Genomic DNA, 21,369 nt, shown 5'->3' with positions numbered 1-21,369 from the left:
ACCGTTACAATTTGAAATCAGCGTTTTTGGAACAAATAGCGCTTGTGGCAACCGTTAGCTTCAGAAGGAGATTCACGAGCTTATTCACGCTTAATATGGTGCGGTCGAGGACTCGAAGCTCCACGGGGGTGTTAGCCCACTGGATCATTTTCCATCACCTTCACATTTTTAACCTCTCACTGTTCCGGCTCCCCATCGTCCGCGGATGGCGTGCCGCTGTAAGCAATATTCTCCAGGACATCCGCGCTTTGATCATCCGCCCAAAGCCGCGGCGCGCGGGAATGGACAATTTCGGCCAGCATGTCGATCCGTTTTTGCAAGGCGCTGCAAAGGGCGTCTCGTCTTGCTGCGTCGATAAACAGCGAATCCTTCAGGATTTCCTGAAATTCTTCAGTCAAGCCATGCAGCGCGGACAAGTCGAGCCAGTCAAAGGACGTGACCAGCTTGATTTGCTCGTTGTGGTCATTTTTAAAGGGCTTGCACGTTAGTTTTGCCGTTGGTGAAATGAGCGTCAGCGGTTTGGAAAACCAAAGGGAGGAGCCGCTGTCGTAAATCGGAGCGGCCCCGATCCACTCCAGCGTTTCCGCATTCCGGATCACGCCGAAATTGTTCTGATGCCTGTCCTCATTGGCGATAAGATAGTCCACGACAATCATTCGATCCAGTGCATCCACGATACCGGGAACGCCGAGCGCTTCACAACAATCCACGTAATGCCGATACACCGAAACATGATTGGGCTTTTGCCGGGTCTGCATCACATACCATGCCGTCACAAGCTCAGTCTGCGGAGTGATGAAATCCTCGCACACGCTGTATGGATAATCCTCCTGCACCAGCAGAGTATAGGGAACGTGAGGAATGCCCAGGCGCTCCATCAATCGGCTTGCCAGCACTTCATTGTAGGGTTCCTGCTGAATCGCACCGCTGCCGCCTTTGACAAGGCAACGCTTCCCGTCCAATAAGGTCCATTTCTTTTTGAGCCAGCCGTCCGACGTGTTGTCCGGCGACATCAAGCTTAAGCTTTCTCCCGATACGCCTTTGCCAAGCAACACATTGCCTACATCTTCGGAAAAAGCGTTGTCGAAAAAATTAACCTGCGACCAGTCGGCATCTAAACCCGATGGGCAAATCCAATACTGGTCAGACAAACTGAGGCCCAAACTTTTGTCCAACAGTTTTTGGGTGGTGGTCAGCTTCAATTGGGCCAACGCTTCCTGGATGCCGTCCCGGCTGGCTGGAATAGCGCGCCCCCGCCACCATTCATTGAGCGCGGCGCGGTCGATGCGGCCTTTTTTGACCGGTATTCCGATGGGAACATGCTGTGCGTCATAAACCTCGCCGATCGCCGAAATGGCACTCGTCGCTTCGTCAAGCTCGATTTCCGCAACCGGGACGTTTTTGTGTTTCAGCACATATTTTTTGTTCCAAGCATCCGCCATATTTTCAACTCCTCTTACCATGTACCTCTATCATATCTCAAATTCGAGGAACTGCAAGGCTGCCGGAAAAGCTATTCATCGGTACGTGCAGGCACAGCATGAGAAACATATCTGTTCCTACGCTGTGCCCGCTGTTATCTATGTTTTATTGTTCTGTACCAGGCTCCAATATCCGCACCAATAAGGTCACCGCTTCCGCCCGGGTCGCAGTACCGTTCGGAACGAACTTATTGTCGCTGCGGCCATTCACGATGCCCAGCTTGCGAACCGCCTCAATCGCGCCTATCGCCCACTTCGGGATATCCTTATCGTCCGCGAAGCCGGTCGTGGCGCTTGCTTCAACAGACAGTTTAAGCGCTCTAGCGATCATCGACGCTATTTCCGCGCGGGTAATACGCGCATTCGGCCGGATGCTGCCGTCCGCGTACCCGCTCACAATGCCTGCTTCAACCGCATTCGCGATCGCTTGCTTCGCCCATCCGCCGATTTTGGCCTCGTCCGTAAACGCAGCCGCTGAACCTGCTCCTTCCAGCTTAAGCGCATTGGCCAGGATGACTGTAAATTCAGCACGGGTAATGGCGGCATTCGGCTTGAACGTTCCATCCGGATAGCCGCTGACAAGCTTCATGCCCGCCGCGCTCAGGATGGCGCTCTTCGCCCAATGTTCCGCGATGTCTGTGAACGATGGCGCCGGCTCGTTCGGTTCGCCGCTTTCGTCCTTCTTCTCGCCTACAGCCATGACCGCAAACTTGGTGAAGTGATCCACCTCGGCCGTAATTCGATCGTCTTTCACGACGCCGCCTATTTCAATCCATACTTTCTTTGCTTCGTCATAGTAGAAGATAGCGACTCTTTGCTTGTCTCCTATGAGAGACGGATTGAACTTCATCGAGATGATGATCGGCTTCTTGAAGTTTCCTGCCATATTTTTCGTCAATTCAAACACGTTGCTGACAAGCGTTTCCTTATCGAATACGAGGTTTGCCGTACTGAGCAGCTTCTCGATTTCGATGCGCAGCTCTTGCTCCGCCACCCCTGCGCCGATCGTAAGGATAACTTCGTTATCGATACTAACCTCGCCGGTCCTGCCGCTCGGAATAAGGATGGTGCCGTTGGCCGATTTGATAACGGAAGTATTATTGCCATTGTCATGATCATTGTCATTGCCTGTGCCGCTGCCCGGCGTCTCCGGTTGCGGAGCCTTCGGTGTCGCCGTTACGGCATTGGAGAACTTGCTCTCGCCCCCCGCTCCCACGGCTTTCACTGAGAACGCATATCGCGTGCCGTTCGTCAGACCGGTTACGGTGTATGCGGTGTCCGTGACGTTCGCCTGCACTTGCTCCCAATCGGCCGGATCAACTGGAGCCGCAGACCCTGCATACTTGTAAACGACATAGCGATCCGCTCCAGCCACGGCATCCCAACTCAGCGAAACTTTCCGGTCGTCCGCCAAAGCGGCAAGATGAGCCGGCGCTACCGGAACCTGCGACAATGTCGAATTCGGGGTCGCCGTCACGGCCATGGAGAAATCACTCTCGCCTCTCGCATCTACGGCTTTCACCGTGAACGCATAGCTCGTTCCGTTCGTCAACCCGGTTACCGTATACGTGGCTTCCGTTACGCTGGCTTGAGCCAGCTGCCAGTTGCCCGGATCGGCCGGCGCCGCCATGCCTTCATATTGGTACACGGAATAGGTGACGCTTTCCGCCGAAGCGTCCCATCTTAAGGTTACGGATCGATCGCCGGGCGCCGCCGTCAAATTCGCAGGCGAAGCCGGAACAGATGCTTCATCCGGCGATGGGATCACTTCGTTCGACGGCGCGGACGAGGCCGATTCCCATGTGGCGTTCCTTGCGATCACCGTAAAGGTATACGCCGTACCGTTCGTCAGACCAGTGACGGTGATTGGGCTGTCCGTACCTTCCGCCGTCGCAACAGCTTCTCCGTTTGCCCACGCGGTTACCTTATAGCCTGTAATTTCGCTTCCGCCGTTTTGGATCGGCGCGGCAAAGCTCACCTCAGCGGACCCGTCATGACCGACGGCATGCACATCGGCAGGTGCGTCCGGGGCAGTAGCAAGAGCCGAATATACTTTAAATTCCCAGAGTGAGTAGCCGTATGTGGTTCCTCTTTTCGTGCCATACATCTGAACGTATCTTGCATTCACGGGTTCGAAGGAGATTCTATCGATTCCGCCGTCTCCGGTTGTGGTGCTGTAAACGGTGGTCCAATTCGTCGCGTCGTCCGAAACCTGAATTTCGTACGCCTTGCCATATGCGTCTTCCCAATGTAGAGCGACCTCCTGGATGGACCTGCTAGAGCCAAGGTCGACATAGATCCACTGCGGATCGGAATAGTTAGATCCCCAACGGGTACTAAGTGAGCCATCGACTGCATAACCGGGCCCCACATTCGCGGCTTTGGACGAGCTTGCCGCTACCGGCTTGCCTTCTGCAAGATTGGGCGGTACTGCTTCATACACGTTAAATTCACGAAGTGAGTAGCCATTTCCGGTACCCTGCTGAACTCCTTGCATACGAACGTACCTGGCACTGACCGGACTGAAAGAAATGTCTTCGATTCCGCCTTCACCCGTCGTCGTTGAGTAAACATCCGTCCAGGTGACAGCATCGTTCGATACTTGAATTTTATAACTTTTCCCGTACGCTTTCTCCCAATTTAACCTAACTTTATGGATCAAAAATTGATTTTGCAAATCAACATAAATCCATTCATGATCCGCATCGTTTGAACTCCAATACGAAGTTCTGTAAAGATCCGTAGCATTCAAGGCATATCGATTGTCTTTGCTGGATGAAGCGGTCGCACCTTTATCGTAAGCGAGATCGAATCCGCTGTCGTCGATGGAGGCTCCCTCATTCAAAGTAATGCTTCGGCCTGTGAACGTATCCTTGCCGAGCGTATAGCTTGTCGTGGATGTTGCTCCGTTTCGATCCAGCGTCACGTTCACTGTAATCCCCGGTGTTTCGGGATTGGCGACCGAAATACGGACAGGTTCTGCGGATTCGTCAACGATAACCATGGCGGGTTGATCTACGGTGACAATCAAACCGTCTCTCACCGTTACCGTTCCGGGTTGATAAAACAGCAACTCCGCAATTCCCAGAGAATTATGCCGGACAGCCTGGACGGACGATGTATTCGAAAGAATACTTATCGGGTTGTCGCTCGCGTAGCTGCTGACCTCTTCGGAGGTTTTGTTCGGCAATACAATGTATTGGTAGGAAGCGTTTGTGGGTTTCACGCCATGATCGAGCCAAATCGAAAAAATCGGCTTGGTCATCGCCTCCGTTGAACTTCCCGAGATGACGTCGCTCCAGCTTCCGGTTTTCGTCTCCCGTTTTACTTGAAAGGTCGTCGGATTCGGGAATATATAGCCGATATGATCGTTATAGGCCCAGCGTCCGCTGGTTTGCATCGTTCCGTCCGCTATCGGATTGCCATCTACGAGAACTTCGCCTATCGCCTGACTTTGGTTCAATGTCGTGTGGATCGGCGCGGTATTCGTCGAAGCGATACCTGCACCAAGCGCTACCATTTCATCATCGAAAAAGAAGTAGCCTTTCTTTCCGCTTGTATTCAGCTTGTTAAAATCAAATGCGGTGGCCCCATAACGCTCGTTGGTCACTCCGCCTACAAACGTTTTGGGATTGTTGAAATTCCCGTCTTTCGTGAGTACGTACGGGGCCGTCGTACCGGGAACATGGGCCCAGTCCATCAACGGGTAAACGGGTCTGTATTCGTCGCCGGTTCTCTGAATGGCAGTGGCTCCTTGCGGCGTCCAGTACAACAGGTTATATCCGCTGGGATGAATCGTTCTCCATTCGCCGCCTTTTACCGTGCTGGAGGCCATCTTGACCGTAATCCCGTAGTCATTTCGCATATGGGAGGAGACAAGCGTCTGCCATTGCGTCATATTGTTGGCGTTCAGTCCGTTGCTCGTGCTCGTGCCGATCCTGCGAATATTGTCAAGGAAACTGGCAAACTCCGCAGCCCGCTTCGGATTGGCCGCCTGCATCCATTGCATCGGATCTTCATAGAAGGTCAAAGCCGCGCTCGCATAATCCGGCCAATCGGGTCCATTCATCCCCATGCCCAGATCGGCAACATCGCCTCTCACGAGATACCTGGTGCCGTCCAACAAATATGACGATAACGAATCAATCGCCGCCTCGCTGTACGAGAACGCGGTGCCCGAGGTAATGTAGGCCCAGAATGACATATCTCTGGCAAAGCTTCTTCCATAGCCCGTCGTATAATTCGTTTTGCCATGCATGAAAAAGGACATGTCCGACTGGATTCCCGTCACCGTCGTCGTCACATTCGACAGTACGTTAAATGCATTCACGGCGTTCCGAACGATCTGAGCATCCTCTAGCAGTAAGCCCCGGTACATATAATTTTGATTGTACCAGGACGAATTGGCTCCATCGACAGTGTGCGGGCTGCTGTCTAACGTGCCAATAATATTGGAGACTTGCGTTGCCGTTAAATAGCCTTCACATAGAAGCGCAATTTTTTCCAACCTTAATTGTTTGCCGATTCCGGTCTCCCACCAGTTGGTTGAAGTCGGCTTTACCGTGAACCAATAATCCAGCGCCTTTTGAATACCATCTAACAGTGTTGCACTATGATAGTTTGGATCATTCGGGTCAGCGAATGCCTGCGCCATCGACTGCATCCGGTCTAAGGCAAGGTAGGGCGACCAACCTCTCCCATTGGCGGCGGAAGTTGTACTCTTGTAATCGACATCGCTCCAGCTTCCATCCGGGTTTTGATTGGATAAATAAGTACCTGCCTGTGATTTGAAGGTCCATTCGACCCGACCGTTCGTTCCGTCATTTATGATATCTTTAGAGATGTAGAAATCAACCATACGCTTTTTCATCATTTTCATATCAGCGATCTCTTGAGAAGCATTCGTCTCCTCGGGAGTGCTCGCCGATACGGGCGAGTATATAAATATCGATGACATCATAAAACAAACCATAGCAAGACATATCCACTTCTTTACAAACCTTTGCCTTTGGTTAGCCATTCTCATGCTCCTCCTTTGTTAAGCTCAAAAAGTTGCTGATAACGCTTTCAAAATAATGGATTGAAGAAGGCAGCAAAAACTGCCCTCAACCCTTCAAAAAAACGTATTATATATATCCTCCAAGGGGATGTCCACTACAGCCATCACTTCGTCCGCGGCACCGTAATACATGCGGATCGTTTGATCTAGTAAAATGGCTCCGCACGAAAACACGACCCCGCCGAAAAATCCATTCACCTCATAGGCGGTTTCCGGCTCCAAAACGGGTACACGAGATCTTGCTATCACCTTGGCCGGATCTTTCAAGTCGAGCAGCACTGCGCCCATACAATAGCGATGCTTGCTGTCCGCGCCGTGGTACAACGCAAGCCAGCCGCGTTCGGTTCGAATCGGAACCGCGCCGCCGCCCATACGAGCCGAATCCCAGCCATGTTCGCTTAACCCCATTAAGAAGCGATGGTTCCCCCAATGTATGAGATCGGGCGATTCGGCAATCCACATCTCGGGGGAGCCGAACGACTTCGGCACCGGACGGTGCAAAGCGTAGTATTTGCCGTTCATTTTCTCCGGGAATATCATGACGTCCTTATTTTCGGGAGCGAGCATAAGCCCGTGACGCTTGAATGTTCGAAAATCCCGGGTCTCCGCCAGGCCAACGCCAACGCCGCGAGCGGAGGCGGAGCTGTAAGTGATATAATACATGTCCCCGATTTGGGTCACGCGCGGATCTTCAATCCCCCACGCTTCCGGAGCGTGTTCCGGAAACAAGGCCGGCTGAGGCTCGATGTCGAAATGAACGCCATCCTTGCTTCGCGCCACCCGCAGATGGGATAAAGATGTGAGCATGACCGTTCGTCCGTCCCTTGCTACGAAGCGCGAGTCGGAGAAATCATAGCTCGGATCGGCCTTGTCGTAGCGCTCTATAAGTACATCGGTGCCCGCTTCGTTAAGCCGGGGGACGAGCACTTCGTCCCCCCGGTCCGATACCGGCGCTTCCGAAACGCGCAGCAACAGAATAATTTCATCCCGTACTTGCGCAACGCCTGCATTAAAGGCTCCAAGCACTCGAAAGTCGGGGCGGGAGGGTGCAACGTCCCCGACCCGTATAACAGGATTTTGCGCGCAGCGTTTTACGTTCATGTGAGATACCTCTTTCCGTCTTTCAATGATTGTTATTTACCGGATGTAACGGCGTCGATTTGTGCTTGAATTTCATCGATCACTTTTTGTCCGCCGAGGCTCGCCATTTTTTCCTCCAGCGTCGCCTTGCCTTCATCCGCAGACAGCACACCTTGACTAAGCGGCAGGAAGATCGAATCGTGAAGCGGCGTAATTTTGGCATATTCCGTCTTCACCTTTTCAGCGTTAAAACTGAAGCCTGCCGTCGGACTAAGCGTGAAATTAGCCGGGTCGGCGGAGAAGTCGAACCACTTCTTGTCATCCGGCATCATCGTATCCGGCGTGCGGTTCAGCGTTGGCCGCCAGGTCAGTACAAAGCCCGGGAACGAATAGTTGGACAGCACCTTATAGCTCGTGTCGCCGACAGGCTCCCAATCCTTCCCTTGAATGCCGTATTCCATCAAATCGTGGTTTTCCTTAATGGACAACCAATTGACTACGTCCAGAGCCAAGTCGCTGTGCTTGGATGAAGCCGGAATGCAAAGGAAATTCCATTGCTGGAAAGCGGTATACGGCTTGGCCTTATCGCCGTTTGGAACGAAAACCTCAAGCTTGTCGCTGCCATCCTTCAGCATATCCGAATATTTCAACCCCTCCACACCATCAGCCGCATAGTAGGTGGCCGCATATTTGCCTTGTTTGAACAGCGTTTCCGCATTTTGCTCCTGCGCAATATTTTTAGAAATTATTCCGTCCTTGTAGTATTTGGTGACGCGTTCATAACCATCGGCAATCATCGGGCTTGCCCATTGACCGACAACTTTCTTGTCCTTGGTTGAATAGGAGAACATGCTGACGCCGATTTCCAGCACTTCATCAAGCGCCAGATTAGCGGATTCGCTCAGGATAAACGGAAGTTTATCGGCTTTGATGCCGTTAATGACGAAGGGTCTGACATCCTTCTCGTTTTCCTTGACCGTATACAAAAATTTCTCCAGATCTTCGAGCGTTTTCAACTCGGGAAGTCCGTATTTCTCGCGCAAATCTTTGCGGATAAGCAGGCCGTATACCGGGCCTTGGGTGGTGCCGAGCGGAATGCCCATAATTTTGCCGTCGAATTTGTTATATTCCCACATTTCATCGGGAATGGACGCTTTAAGTTCTGGACGCTCGGCCACCATGGCATCCAGTTCCAGCAAAGAATTGCTGGCGATCATCTGATTCATCGACAACCATGGGGCATCCAAATACATATCGAAGTCTTCCCCGGCAGACATCTTCACAGATACCGCATTCCCGTAATCGGACCACGGCAAGAAATTGATATTCAAGGCCGCTCCGACGTTGTCCGCTTTCAATTTGTCGTTGACCGCCTGCAGCACTTCGTCAAAGCCCGCCGGCTTATCCCCCGGGAAATAAGCTTTCAGGGTCACCGTTTCCTTCGGTGCGGATGTAGTGCTTTCCGTATTCGTTGGAGCATTCCCTTCATTGCCGCCAGTCCCCGTTTTGCCTCCGCAGCCCGCCAGCATCAATGACGAAGCCAATACTATGGCCGTCACCGCGCCAAACCATTTTTTCAATCTCATTTCGTTAACCTCCCTTTATATAATGAAGAAAAAAAGTAAAGTATCTATGATTAACCGGGCTGATCCGGTTAATGCCGGAAATCCTCGATTACCCTTTGACAGCTCCTACCGTTAGACCTTTGACAAAATATTTCTGAAGCATGGGATACAGCAAGACAATCGGGCCGATCGTCAGCACGGTTGTCGCCATCCGCACGCCATAGGTTGGTGGCGTCACGGCAATGGCTGCGGCGGCGGGAATGAGATTTCTGGCGGCCTCCATATTGGATACCATCCGGCGCAGAATCAATTGCAGCGGGAACAGCCTCTCATTATCCACGAACATCAATCCCATAAACCAGTCATTCCAGTAGTTCAGGGCATAAAAGAGACCGACGGAAGCCAGAATCGGCTTCGAGATCGGTATCATAATTTGAAAGAAAATTCTCATCTCATTCGCTCCGTCAATTCTTGCGGCTTCCTCCAATTCCTCGGGAATTGTACGGAAGAAACTGACAAGCAAAAAGACGAGGAACGGCTGGCATAATAATGTTAAAATTAGCACCCAAACGGTATTCTGCAAATGCAGCCACTGACTGACCACAATATAAAACGGAATGATGCCTCCGGAAAAAAGCATAGGCAAATAGCAAAAAATCAGAAAAGGCGTTTGCAGGACATTCCGCTTGTTGGCCAGAGAATAGCCAAGCATTGCGGAAATGCACAGTGCGCTTAATGCCCCTACGGCAGTGATAAAAATCGTGACCGCATAGCCATTTAGCAGCACATCCGATTTCAAAACGGCTTTATAAGCGTCCAGCGATAATTTTTGCGGAAATAAAGTATACCCATGCGCAATCAGTTCCCCCTCGTCCGTAAACGATCCGATAATCATCAGCAGAAAAGGAAACAGACAAAATAAGGTGAACAATAAAATGAACGTATAGGCAAATACCGTAAAAGTCCGATCCGCAGCACTCTGTTTCTGTCTCATCGTTACCTCCTAGAATAAAGCGGATTCTTTGGACACCCTTCGGGTTACCCAGTTGGCGGCAATGACAAAGATCAGACCCATAACCGACTGGAACAGGCCAACCGCCGAAGACATGCCGAAGTCATGCAGCTGTCTCATGGAGCGGAATACGAAGGTGTCGATGACGTCAGTAGTCGGATACAGCAAGGAATTGTCTCCAATGATGGCATAGATCATGGCAAAGTCCCCGTTGAAAATCTTGCCTACGGCCAGCAAAGTCATGATCATAACAGTAGGAACGAGCAGCGGCAGCGTAATGCGCAACACAATCTGCAGCTTAGATGCCCCGTCAATCCGGGCAGCCTCGTACAAATCCTCCGATATGCCGGTAATCGCGGCCAGAAAAATAATCGAAAGATAACCGGCTCCTTGCCACACGCGGATAACCGTCAGAATGAACGGCCACAGCTTCGACTCAAACATCCAGTTGACCGGTTCCAAGCCGAAATTTTGCAGCCAAGTATTGATCATCGGTTCTTCCCCGCCGAATAATGATTGGACAATCATTCCTACCACAATCCAGGACATAAAATAAGGAAGAAAAATGAGAGACTGCGAAATTCGTTTGAAATACTTATTGCGAATTTCATTGAACATTAGCGCGATTAATACAGCAGCCGCCGTAGTAAACAAAATGAACAGCATGTTCAGCACCAGCGTGTTGCGCAGGATGACCCAGAAGTCATCCGAAGTAAAAAAATAGTTAAAGTTTTTTAATCCGACCCATTCGCTTCCCGTAATTCCTTTGGCAAAATTATAGTCTTTGAAGGCAATCATAATCCCGTATATGGGAAAATAACTGAACACGAGAAAGAACAGCAGCCCCGGCACGGCCATAGCATAGAGAAAAGGATTACGAACAATATGCTTCAGCTTGGACCGTTTCCTTGCATTAAGTTGGTATTGCATAGTTTTACTTCCCCCTTTCATCGAAACAGGCAATCGCATCTGCGTCCCGTTATTTAAAGTGCGAGTTCAAAAAGTCGGGTTTTCAGGATGACTTTTTGAACAACCTCTTATACCGTTACCTTACCGATCCCTCACCGCAACGGCAATTCCGGCAAGCTCCAATTTTTCCTGCAAGCGCAGATTTATGAACTTCCCAAAAACAACACTACCCTCGAAAATAACCGATTCTGCAGACGAGAATGCTCGTTATGCTATAATTAATAATCTAAAAATGATAAAAATCGGGAGTTATAATAACGGGGGATTCAGAGCAATGAAGTTCAGACTTCCACTTCTCACATCGTTGAAGCGGCACCCTACTTATATGAAACTTATTTTTTATTTTGTCAGTGCAAACGTTCTGGTTCTGGCTATATCTTTTGCGTTGCTCTATTGGCAGTCTTCCCAGACGCTTCTGGAAGAGATCGGCGATCATTCCGAATCCTTGCTGGTGAACAGTGCCCGGAACACAGCGCGACTGATGGAATGGTCTTTGGAATTCAGCTTCTCCTCCAGCGATGACAGTACCCTTAAGGTAAATGCCCTTTCGGATCAATACAGCGATTTTGAAACTTATGAGGTATGGAGACGGCTTATCGACATTAAGAACGCCAATCCGTCTATCGATTCGGTTTACCTAATCAACGATTACACAAATACTGTAGTAGATTCCAGACTTGGATTGAGTGATGCGGAAGCTTTTTACGACCAGGACATTATTAAGCGCTTGCAGGATCCGGCTACAACGGATCACAGCGTTCTCATTCCGAGAACCTTGTCCATTCCGCTTGTCGGGATTAAGGCCAAAGAGGTGATTAGCATCGTAAGATTTTACGAAAAAGGCAGTTCCATCTCGGCTTTCGTTCTGAATATAGATACTGATAATTTAATGACCTTGCTTCAGAACAATTCGAATTATGCGAACAGGTCGGTCACTGTTCTGAATGATCGGGATGAGACGGTTTTTAGCAGCATTCCTTTGAATCAGGAACAAGTTGCGGAGCTCAGGAGCCAAGGGAATAAGGGCGAAAGCGGATGGAAGCTGTTTCAGCCCAGCAATCAGGAAGAGCAACTGATGGTTTACGCAGGCTCCTCCATCAAAGGCATTCAGGATTGGACCTTTATCGAAACTGTACCGAAGTCTGTCATTTTGGGAAAAATCACGGTTCTTCGCAACACAAGCCTGATCTTGTTCCTCATTCTGTTCGTAGCATCATTGACCGTTATCGTTCTGATTTCCAAACGGGTGTACTCGCCTATTCAAGAACTGATTAGCAGAGTGATGCGGCAGCATCAAGCTGAAAAGCCCGGCGAAGGATACAGCGCAAATGAACTTGACTACTTATCCCATGTGTTTACAGCCCAACGCAATCAGATTTATGAACTGACCGAGCACTGGCGGCATACTAAAATTCTGGGTAGGGAGCGGTTTTTACGGGATTTTCTGGGGGGTATCTACCATACGGCAGAGGAAATATGTTCTCAATTTCAAGAATGGGGAATTGCTCTGCCGGAAGATCAACTGTCGGTGGCCATCTTCCGGATCGACCACTTCTCGGAATTTACGGAGGCCTACCCGGAGAAGGACCGGCGTCTACTCCGATTTGCAATGTCCAATATTATCCAAGAGTCGCTGCAATTTTCCAAGCACAAGCTGCAAACGGTGGACATGGGGAACGATCACGTAGCGGTTGTCTTATCGGCTCCATTGTCCGAGGAATTTGCGAAGAAGCTGCAAGTGTCCCAACAGTTAATGGAGCAGTATTTGTCCATCGGCACGACCGTCGCTTGGGGTAGGACGTTGCCCCGCCTGACCGACATGCATGAGGTATATATGGAGACGTATGAACTAACGCACGAACGGTTCCGATTCGGGCACGGAGCGCTCGTCATGAAAGCATGGCTGGCCGACGCGCCAGGAGAACTGTATCATTTGCCTGTGGACAAAGAGCGGCAGATCGCTCAGGCTCTTCCCAAGGGTAACGCGGATACGGTTCTGGAAATCATACGTTCAGCCGTGGTCAAGCTGCGGGAACTGCCCTATTTTGAATGTAAAATGTCGTTGATTACCTTGTTTATGGACATACGCCGGCTCATGCAGGAGCACTCCAGTCAGCCGCTGCCCCATTCATGGGGGCTGACTTCCATCGAGAATCAGATCATACAGCAGGAGACGATGGAAAACGTAGTGCCATGGATGGAAGCGCTTATAATCAAGACACTTGAAGACATTGAGGCTGCCCGCAGTCTGTCCAAAAACGCAGCCCTGATCGAGCAGGTAGACCAGTTCATTGAAGAACAATTAACCAATTCGAACTTGTCCGCAAAAATGCTGGCCGACCATTTGGGGCTGTCCGTGAACTATTTCCGCAGTTTGTATAAAGCGGAGACAAACCAGTCGATTACGGATAAGATATCGGAGAAGCGCCTAAATTACATTTGTCAGGAGTTGCTTGCCTCCGACTCGCCGATTGAGCCGATCATCCAAAATTACGGATTTTCTTCGCTTAACACGTTTTATTCCATCTTCAAAAAGGTGTATGGAATGACGCCAGCCCAATATCGGAGGATGCATAAGAATGGAAATTGTTGACATGGAGCACATATCTCCAGGTTGTTCAAGAAAATGTATGGCTTTGGTAAATATTAACAAATAAAGACCTACCTGCACATCATCAAATGTGCAAGTAGGTCTAGCTTGTAATTATTTATAAAACTGCGGCAGATGCTCTTTATGCGCTTCCAACAATTCATCCAAAACCACTTTAGCTATGTCGCCGCTTGTCACCAGAGGATTTAATGTAAAGGCCTGCAATGCTGTTGCGTAATCTCCTGTGACGGCTGCTTCAATCGTCAGCTCTTCCATCGCCTTCATTAACTGCAATAGCCCTCTCTGAGCGGACGGGAATGCGCCAAAATGAACAGGCTCCGCACCGTGTGCCGTAATGATGCTCGTAATTTCAATGGCACTGTCATAAGGCAGATCGCTAATCGCCCCGCGGTTGCGCGTGTTGACTACCATGCGCGTTCCTTTGTTGTTATAGATGGCATTAATCACTTCACAAGCCGCGTCGCTGTAGTATGCTCCTCCCCGTTGCTCCAGTTCTTTGGGCTTGTAATCCAGGTTTGGATCTTTATAAAGTTCAAACAAGCTTTCTTCCAGACGTTTCACTACCTGCCCGCGGGTTCCTTCTTTATTGGCCTCTTCCTGTTCTTCTTTCAGCATGCTATCCGTCATGTAATAATAACGATGATAAGGACAAGGCAGCATTTCCAATTGAACAATTTGTTCATACAGGAAGCGCATGTTTTTTATATTTTCCACGATTTTTTCCGGTTTGGCATCGGGACCGTACAGTTTATCGATCACTTCAGCGGTAAGTTCTTTGCCGTTTCGGTCATAGACTTTGTGCCAGTGCAGGTGATTAATGCCGGCAAATTTGAAGAACAATTCTTCTTCGTTTTTTTCCAGTACAGCAGCTTCGTTCTTAGTCGCCATAATCGGAACGTTGCATAAGCCAATCACTTTCTCCCACCGGCCGTACAGCAGCACGGCTTCCGTTACCATTCCCGCCGGGTTCGTGAAGTTGATCAACCAGGCATCCGGGCACAGCTCTTTCATATCCTTGACGATCTCCAAGATGACCGGAATGGTGCGGAACGCTTTAAACATGCCTCCTGCTCCGTTGGTTTCCTGGCCGATCATTCCATGACGAAGCGGAATCGTTTCGTCTTTAATGCGAGCATTCAAAAGGCCTACCCTGAATTGGGTTGTGACAAAATCGGCATCCACCAGCGCTTCTCTCCGATTGAGCGTCAAGTGAATGTCACAGTCGATTCCCGCCGCCTTTACCATTCTTTTTGCCATAGCCCCGACAATTTCCAGTTTCTCTTTCCCCGCTTCAATATCGACAAGCCATAGTTCCCTGAGCGGAAGTTCATGGTGCCTTTTAATAAACCCTTCGATCAATTCAGGAGTATAGCTTGACCCGCCGCCGATCGTAACGATTTTTAATCCTTTTTTCATTGAAATACCCTCCTTCGTTCTTCGTTTCTTTTGACAATTCGATTGTAAATTGTGTAATGCATTACAGGTCAAACCCTATTTTTAGGGATTTTTAAAAGGCATCCGGTTCTACTTTGTAAGTGCTTAAAACAATGCTATGCTTAATGTGGAGGTGAGCCACAGGTGGCAAATATCCAAGAGATCGCACGTCTCGCAGGCGTTTCTACGGCAACGGTTTCACGCGTAATTAACCGGCATCCTTATGTAAGCGATATAACGAGAGAAAGAGTCTTAAAAATCATTGAACAGTTGGATTATGTACCCAATTCCAATGCGAAATCTTTAAAAAAAGGCATGACCCGGATCATTGGGGTTATCGCCGTTTCATACAGTACACTGTTAATGTCGCTCATTCGCTCATTTCATACGATTGCCCAAAAATACGGATTTAACATCATGCTTTTCATGACTAACGGAGACTGCGATAAGGAACTTGAAGCCCTTGAAATGTTGCGCAGCAAGCAGTTGGACGCCCTGCTTTGCCTGCTCCGCACGAATGAGTGGGATGTCATCGAATCCTACACGAAATACGGACCGATTGTAACTTGGCAACGTCTCACCAGTGACACGATACCGTCCGTTTTTATGGATCAATATCAAGGCTACATGCTTGGCCTCGAATATCTGTACGCCAAAGGCTACCGGAAAATTTTAAACGTATACTCGTCCAAAGGCCTGAATACCCTGGAACGAATCAGAGCCTATGAGGATTTTATTCAAAAATACGGATTAAAAGATAAAGGCTTCCCGCAATTTCATAATAAGATGACCATTCACGATGGAGAAGAAGTAGCGCGATGGTGGATAAAACAAACGGACAAGCCGGAGGCGATTTCCTGCTCGACCGACGAGGTAGCGGCAGGGATCTTAACGGAGCTGCGGCGCGCCGGATTTTCGGTGCCGGATGATGTGGGAATCATGGGATTTGATAATACAGATATCGCCCACTTACTGGATCTTACAACCATCCATTATCCCGTAGATAAACAAGCAGAGAATGCATTTAATATTATTAAGGGGATGCTGGAGCAAGCCGTCCCTAAACTGCATTCTCTGGAGTTTAACGTGGTTGAGCGAAGATCGACATAGATTTAATGAAGAGGGCCCGGCTCTTTCCAGATCATCCATTTGGTTTCAAGCATTTCGGTTGATTTAAGCAACGTGATCGTATAGGCGTCCCGTGCGCGCTCATTATGGAGGCCGGAAGTAGGAAATTGCTCGATCTTTTTCCCGTCTTTCATCACTAAAATATCTTGGCACAGTCCGGGCACAAGCGAAAGGTCATGGGTAATGAACAGAAGCGACAACCCTTGTTCCCGCTGAATGGACTTCAGCAGTTCTATGATCCGCTGCTGCAATACGATATCAAGGTTCGAGACGATTTCATCACAAATCAATAGTTTGGGATTGATGATCAGCGCTTTGGCCAGGCAGGCTCTTTGGTACTGTCCCCCGCTTAATCTACCTGGCCGGTATCTAAGAAGCTCCTCACGAAGCCCCACTTTGTCTAAATACTCTAGAACTCTCTTTTTACGTTCCGCTCTATTCAAGTTTGTAAAATTAATTAACGGTTCTTCCAGACACTGAAACAAGCTCAGCGCCGGGTTTAAGGTTGAGGCTGTATTTTGCAAAACAATCTGAATATCGCGATACCATTGTTTATACGCTTGTATTCCTTTGCGAGGCAGGTGTTGCCCATTAAATATAATTTGCCCCGAAGTCGGCTGCTTTAAGGCCATAATCAGCTGGGCCAGTGTAGATTTGCCGCTGCCGCTCTCGCCTACGATAGCGAGGGACCCTCCAGCTTCTATCGTAAAATGGATGTCATTCAAAATTTGCTTTCCATTCATTTCTTTGCATAGTTGCAGCACTTGAAGCATTCGGGCCGGCACCTCCTTTGCCAAGTAGCCTTTGCGAGCGATACCTGCATAATTGTTTGGTATATTCATGTTCGGGTTGCCCTAATATTCGCTTGGCGCTTCCCTGCTCGATGATTTCTCCGTCACGCATCACACCGATCGTATCCGCAAGATAACTGGCCAGAAGCACATCATGCGTAATAAACAACATACTCATGTTCAGCTCCAATATCAGATGGTGCAATAAGGAGATGACTTCAGCCTGAGTGGTGACATCAAGGGCGCTCGTCGGCTCATCGGCTATCACGACTTCAGGCTTTAACAGAAGCGCCATCGCAATCATGACACGTTGATTCATTCCGCCGCTCAGCTCATGAGGATAACTTTTCATCACATGTGCCGTATCTTTTAAGAGCACTTGAGACAACATCTTTTCCGCTTGTTGCTCAGCCTCATGCCTCGATACCGGTAAATGACTAAGCATAAGATCACCTAATTGTCTGCCAATCGGGAGCGCGGGATGCAAGGCTTGTTCAGGGTGCTGAAAAATGACGCCCACCTGTTTCCCCCTGATTTGGCGCCAGTCCTTTTGGGATAAACGATTCAGGTTTTGGCCGCGCAACAGGATCTCGCCTGACATTTGCAGACCGGCAGGAAGCATTCCTAAAATGGCTTTGCTGGTTAACGTCTTGCCGCTTCCGCTTTCCCCCAATAAGCAGTATGTTTTCCCCGACTCCAGACCAAAACTGCTGTTATGCACAAGCGATTGACCATTTGCGTTTCTAATATTCAGATGTTTTATTTCTACTGCGGCATCCATTACTGCCCCCTCCTGAGCCGCTCACCAACCATCTGGAACGAACAGGCGGTCAGAAAAATCATCAAGCCCGGGAAAAATCCCATCCATGGCGCAACCTGCAAATAATTTTTCCCATCCAACAACATCACACCCCATTCGGGTGAAGGCGGCTGCGCGCCAATTCCTAAAAAGGATAAACCGGATAAAGTCAAAATCACCTTGCTTACATCCAGAATCAGCATGGTTCCAAGCTGCGGGGCGATATTCGGGATCATATGCCGGATTATCGTTTTCATGCCAAATGATCCGCTTACCCTGCTGGCGATAATATACGGCTCCTTTTTCACATCATGGATTAGACCGCGAATTAATCTTACGTACTTGGCCCACCAGGAAAGAATCACCGCGAAATACACATTCTCCATGCCAAAACCTAGAAAGCCAACCACCACAATGGTGAGCAGGACATTCGGCAAGGCCGTAAAAATATCCGTCACACTCATCATCAACAGGTCAAGTTTATTCCCCCAAAAAGCGCTCAGCGCGCCGACGAACAGTCCGATCAACATGACGACGCTAAGCACGATAAAAACGGGGAACACAGAGTCGCCGATCCCGTGAATCACCCGGCTTAACAAATCTCTTCCCAGATAATCCGTTCCAAACGGATGAGAGAAGCTTGGGGGAAGGAGCTTCGCTTGATGATTGGTTCGGAACGGGTCATAAGGTGAAATCCACGACGCGCTCAACCCGGCAATCATAAGAACCACAATAAACAACAAAGCTGCTACTGGAAGTTTATTCGCCCGAACGAGGTTCATCATAGTTCCCACCTCTGCTTATCAAGATGAACACGCGGATCGGCCACAAAATAAAGGATATCGGCCACAAAGTTAAACCCAAATATAAAAGCAGCCACCAGCAGCGCGCTCCCTTGAATGACAGGAAAGTCACGGCGGTAAATGGCCTCGAGCATATATTTGCTGAACCCCGGAAAACTAAAAATCGTTTCCGTGATGATCGCGGCGCCAAAAAAGCCGGGCAAGCTGGTCGTGATTAACGTCAGAACCGGGATGAGCATGGCCCGGAATAAATAAGCCGGATAAAAAATAGCCGGCCGCAAACCTCTAGCTCTTGCCGCTTCAATATAAGAGAATTTGCTATACTGTACGGTGTATGAGCGCACCATCCGAATGCAGTAAACGCTTTGGACTAAGGAGATCGCCGTTACCGGAAGCACATAATGCTGTACGGAAGAGCTTCCAACGATCGGAAGAACGGGCCAGATCACACCGAAAGCATACATCAGCAGAATCGCGAGCCAGTATAAGGGAATGGATAGCCCCAAAATGGTAACCGAATAAACTACGCGATCCGTAAACGAACCCGCATTCAAGCCTAACCAAATTCCGGCCGGTATTGAAACAGACACCGTAAGCAAAAAGGAGCCGGCAATCAGTGTCAGCGTCGGTTCTAAGCGGCTCATGATTTCGTGCAACACCGGTTCGCCGGACATGAAAGAATTCCCCAGCTCCCCTTGGAATATCTGCACAACCCAAGCCATGTATTGCTGAATAAATGATTGATCAAGCCCCCATTGCGCCTGCAAATGAGCTACCAGTGATCGCTCCGGCACCGCTCCCATGTTCAGCAGCATCATCGACGCCGGATCCCCCGGCGCCAGACGCATTAGGGTGAAGACGAACAATGAAAACAGCACCAACGTAAGCATTAACATCAACAGACGCTGGGTAATGGAGCGCAGCATTACAGCGCTTCCTTCTTCAAGTGATGCCACTTTACAGGATCGTCTTCAATGGCATTAAAAGTAAAGCCGGCCAGTTCGCGCGTATGAACAAAGGTTTGCTTGGCGTAGTAGATCGGCACCGACATTGCTTCTTCGTGCATGCGCAGAAACACTTGGTCAAATAACGCCTGCTGCTGCTCCGCCGAGACGGTGGAAGCAATCTGATCCAGCAGGTCTGACAATGGACGGTCTTGATAAGCAACTCCCGGCGCGGACGGCGAACTGTAGAATAAAGAAGACAGGAATCGATACGGCAATTGCGCATCCGTATAAGTCCGGTACATAAGCAGATCATAATCCTTGCTGCTCCATAACGTATCGTAGTAAGCGGCCCGTTCCTGATTTACGATGTTTATTTGGACGCCGATCTGCTTCATGTTGTCCTGAAAAATTTCCGCCATCTCTTTCCACTCCGGATATTCTTCCGTTTGAATCACCAATCGCAGCTGCAGGACTTGTCCGTCTTTCTCGTAAAGCTGCTTTTTCTCATTCCATTCGTAGCCCGAGGCTGCGATCAGTTGTTTTGCCTTCTCCGGATCGTAAGGATAGAAAGGCTGGTTATCGTCCGTGACAAAGGCGACTTTCTTTTGAAACAACCCTTTGACCGGTTCACCGCTTCCATCTGCATATTTACTCGTATCATTTCCGTAATTGATGGCCTGGCGAATATTTTTATCCGATAGTACCTCATTGTTTTGGTTGATGACCAAAAAATAGGACATCGTACTGGTGCCCGTTTCCACCACGTACTTATCGTTATTTTGAAAAACACTTAGACTTTCCGCCGGAATATTGCCAAGTTCACCCCCTGCAAGATCCACCTCGCCGGATTGCAGCGCGAGCACCCTGGCCTGCGGATCCGTGATGACTTTAAAGACAAGTGAATACTCCGACGGTTTCTCCAACCAATAAAACTCGTTGGCAACCAGAACCGTCTCGACCCCCTTCTGATAGCTGCCTATTTTCCAGGGACCCGTGCCGATCGCTTGGTGAAAGGTCCCATTCACATCTCCCGAAGGACTTACCGCGTTTGGACTCATTATCCGAAATGGCCTTGCCTGACTAAGCTCATACAATACTTGCGTTGCGGTTTCTTTAAATGTAAGTACGACTGTGTTGTCATCAGGGGTTTCTATTTTTTCTAGTAAACGGGATATTTCAAGCGTAGCATTCTCTTCTCGGCTGACCGCCCGCTCCAAAGAAAACTTAACACCCGCGGAATTCAATGGACTGCCGTCCGAGAATTTCACTTGTTTTCTTAGATGAAAAGTATAGGTCTTTCCGTCATCGGAGATTTCCCATGATTCGGCCAAGCTGGGGGCAATCTTGCCTTCCCCTTCATATTCCACCAGCGCATCATATATAGCGGCATGCACATGCCGTGTTCCATTATAGGTCGCGGCATCCAGTTTATCCCCTTCAGCATCCTGGGTTACCGCTACAACGATTTGTTTGTCCACTTCTTGGCCCGAATCAGTAACCGGACCTTTGGCTTGGGAGCACCCCACAAGCAACAACAACGCCAAAACGACTGCAACACTGAAAGTATACCTGCTAAACATCCCTATTCCTCCACTTCTCTCCTTCGATGTTGGCGATTAAACTGTCGCAATGATCATGGCCACTTGCATACGGAGTAATCTTTGTATATTATTAATCGTAATTGTTACGA

Annotated in this window: 14 protein-coding genes; 2 read left to right on the top strand and 12 right to left on the bottom strand. The window is 49.3% G+C overall.

Features of this window, described 5'->3' with window-relative positions; translation table 11 throughout:
• Positions 1-176: 176 nt before the first annotated feature.
• The 6 genes from NYE69_RS14595 to NYE69_RS14570 form a co-directional block, all read right to left on the bottom strand.
• Positions 177-1,442 (bottom strand): HipA domain-containing protein, encoded by a 1,266-nt coding sequence (locus NYE69_RS14595; protein ID WP_340926738.1) that lies wholly within the window; start codon positions 1,440-1,442, stop codon positions 177-179.
• 145 nt (positions 1,443-1,587) lie between these two features.
• A complete protein-coding gene (locus NYE69_RS14590) occupies positions 1,588-6,360 on the bottom strand; it encodes a polysaccharide lyase family 8 super-sandwich domain-containing protein (protein WP_340926736.1) in 4,773 nt (1,590 codons plus the stop codon).
• Positions 6,361-6,594: 234 nt separating this feature from the next.
• The gene (locus NYE69_RS14585; protein ID WP_340926735.1) at positions 6,595-7,641 is read right to left on the bottom strand and encodes a glycoside hydrolase family 130 protein; all 1,047 of its coding nucleotides are present in this window, start codon (positions 7,639-7,641) and stop codon (positions 6,595-6,597) included.
• Positions 7,642-7,673: 32 nt separating this feature from the next.
• Complete coding sequence (locus tag NYE69_RS14580) at positions 7,674-9,206, bottom strand: ABC transporter substrate-binding protein (RefSeq protein WP_340926734.1); 1,533 nt, start codon at positions 9,204-9,206, stop codon at positions 7,674-7,676.
• An 88-nt stretch (positions 9,207-9,294) separates the two neighbouring features.
• Positions 9,295-10,179 (bottom strand): carbohydrate ABC transporter permease, encoded by an 885-nt coding sequence (locus tag NYE69_RS14575; RefSeq protein WP_328270609.1) that lies wholly within the window; start codon positions 10,177-10,179, stop codon positions 9,295-9,297.
• Between the two features lie 9 nt (positions 10,180-10,188).
• Complete coding sequence (locus tag NYE69_RS14570) at positions 10,189-11,127, bottom strand: ABC transporter permease (RefSeq protein ID WP_340926732.1); 939 nt, start codon at positions 11,125-11,127, stop codon at positions 10,189-10,191.
• Between the two features lie 364 nt (positions 11,128-11,491).
• Here NYE69_RS14570 and NYE69_RS14565 point away from each other — a divergent pair, with 364 nt between their 5' ends.
• The gene (locus tag NYE69_RS14565; protein ID WP_340926731.1) at positions 11,492-13,759 is read left to right on the top strand and encodes an AraC family transcriptional regulator; all 2,268 of its coding nucleotides are present in this window, start codon (positions 11,492-11,494) and stop codon (positions 13,757-13,759) included.
• A 111-nt stretch (positions 13,760-13,870) separates the two neighbouring features.
• On the opposite strand, the gene NYE69_RS14560 is transcribed toward NYE69_RS14565, so the two are convergent.
• Positions 13,871-15,193 carry a 6-phospho-beta-glucosidase gene (locus NYE69_RS14560; protein ID WP_340926730.1) on the bottom strand — a complete coding sequence of 441 codons (1,323 nt, stop codon included), beginning with the start codon at positions 15,191-15,193 and terminating at the stop codon, positions 13,871-13,873.
• A gap of 162 nt (positions 15,194-15,355) precedes the next feature.
• On the opposite strand from NYE69_RS14560, the gene NYE69_RS14555 reads away from it, so the two are divergent.
• Positions 15,356-16,321 (top strand): LacI family DNA-binding transcriptional regulator, encoded by a 966-nt coding sequence (locus NYE69_RS14555; RefSeq protein ID WP_340926728.1) that lies wholly within the window; start codon positions 15,356-15,358, stop codon positions 16,319-16,321.
• A gap of 2 nt (positions 16,322-16,323) precedes the next feature.
• On the opposite strand, the gene NYE69_RS14550 is transcribed toward NYE69_RS14555, so the two are convergent.
• Genes NYE69_RS14550 through NYE69_RS14530 form a run of 5 tightly spaced genes read right to left on the bottom strand, consistent with a single transcriptional unit; the run spans position 16,324 to position 21,259 of the window.
• Entirely contained in the window at positions 16,324-17,112 is a 789-nt protein-coding gene (locus NYE69_RS14550) for an ABC transporter ATP-binding protein (protein WP_340926726.1), read from the bottom strand.
• Entirely contained in the window at positions 17,057-17,911 is an 855-nt protein-coding gene (locus NYE69_RS14545) for an ABC transporter ATP-binding protein (RefSeq protein ID WP_340926725.1), read from the bottom strand. The genes NYE69_RS14550 and NYE69_RS14545 overlap by 56 nt, the downstream gene beginning before the upstream one ends.
• A complete protein-coding gene (locus NYE69_RS14540; protein WP_340926723.1) occupies positions 17,911-18,714 on the bottom strand; it encodes an ABC transporter permease in 804 nt (267 codons plus the stop codon). Before NYE69_RS14540 ends, NYE69_RS14545 begins: the two co-directional genes overlap by 1 nt.
• Complete coding sequence (locus NYE69_RS14535) at positions 18,711-19,658, bottom strand: ABC transporter permease (RefSeq protein WP_340926722.1); 948 nt, start codon at positions 19,656-19,658, stop codon at positions 18,711-18,713. The genes NYE69_RS14540 and NYE69_RS14535 overlap by 4 nt, the downstream gene beginning before the upstream one ends.
• Positions 19,658-21,259, bottom strand: a complete 1,602-nt coding sequence (locus NYE69_RS14530; protein WP_340926720.1) for an ABC transporter substrate-binding protein — start codon at positions 21,257-21,259, stop codon at positions 19,658-19,660. Before NYE69_RS14530 ends, NYE69_RS14535 begins: the two co-directional genes overlap by 1 nt.
• Positions 21,260-21,369: the final 110 nt, after the last annotated feature.

This window comes from Paenibacillus sp. FSL R5-0527 (assembly GCF_038008055.1).
In the GTDB taxonomy this organism is placed as follows: Bacteria; Bacillota; Bacilli; order Paenibacillales; family Paenibacillaceae; genus Fontibacillus; species Fontibacillus macerans.
The sequence above is the reverse complement of the archived record's forward strand: the minus strand, read 5'-3'. Positions and strand labels throughout refer to the sequence as shown.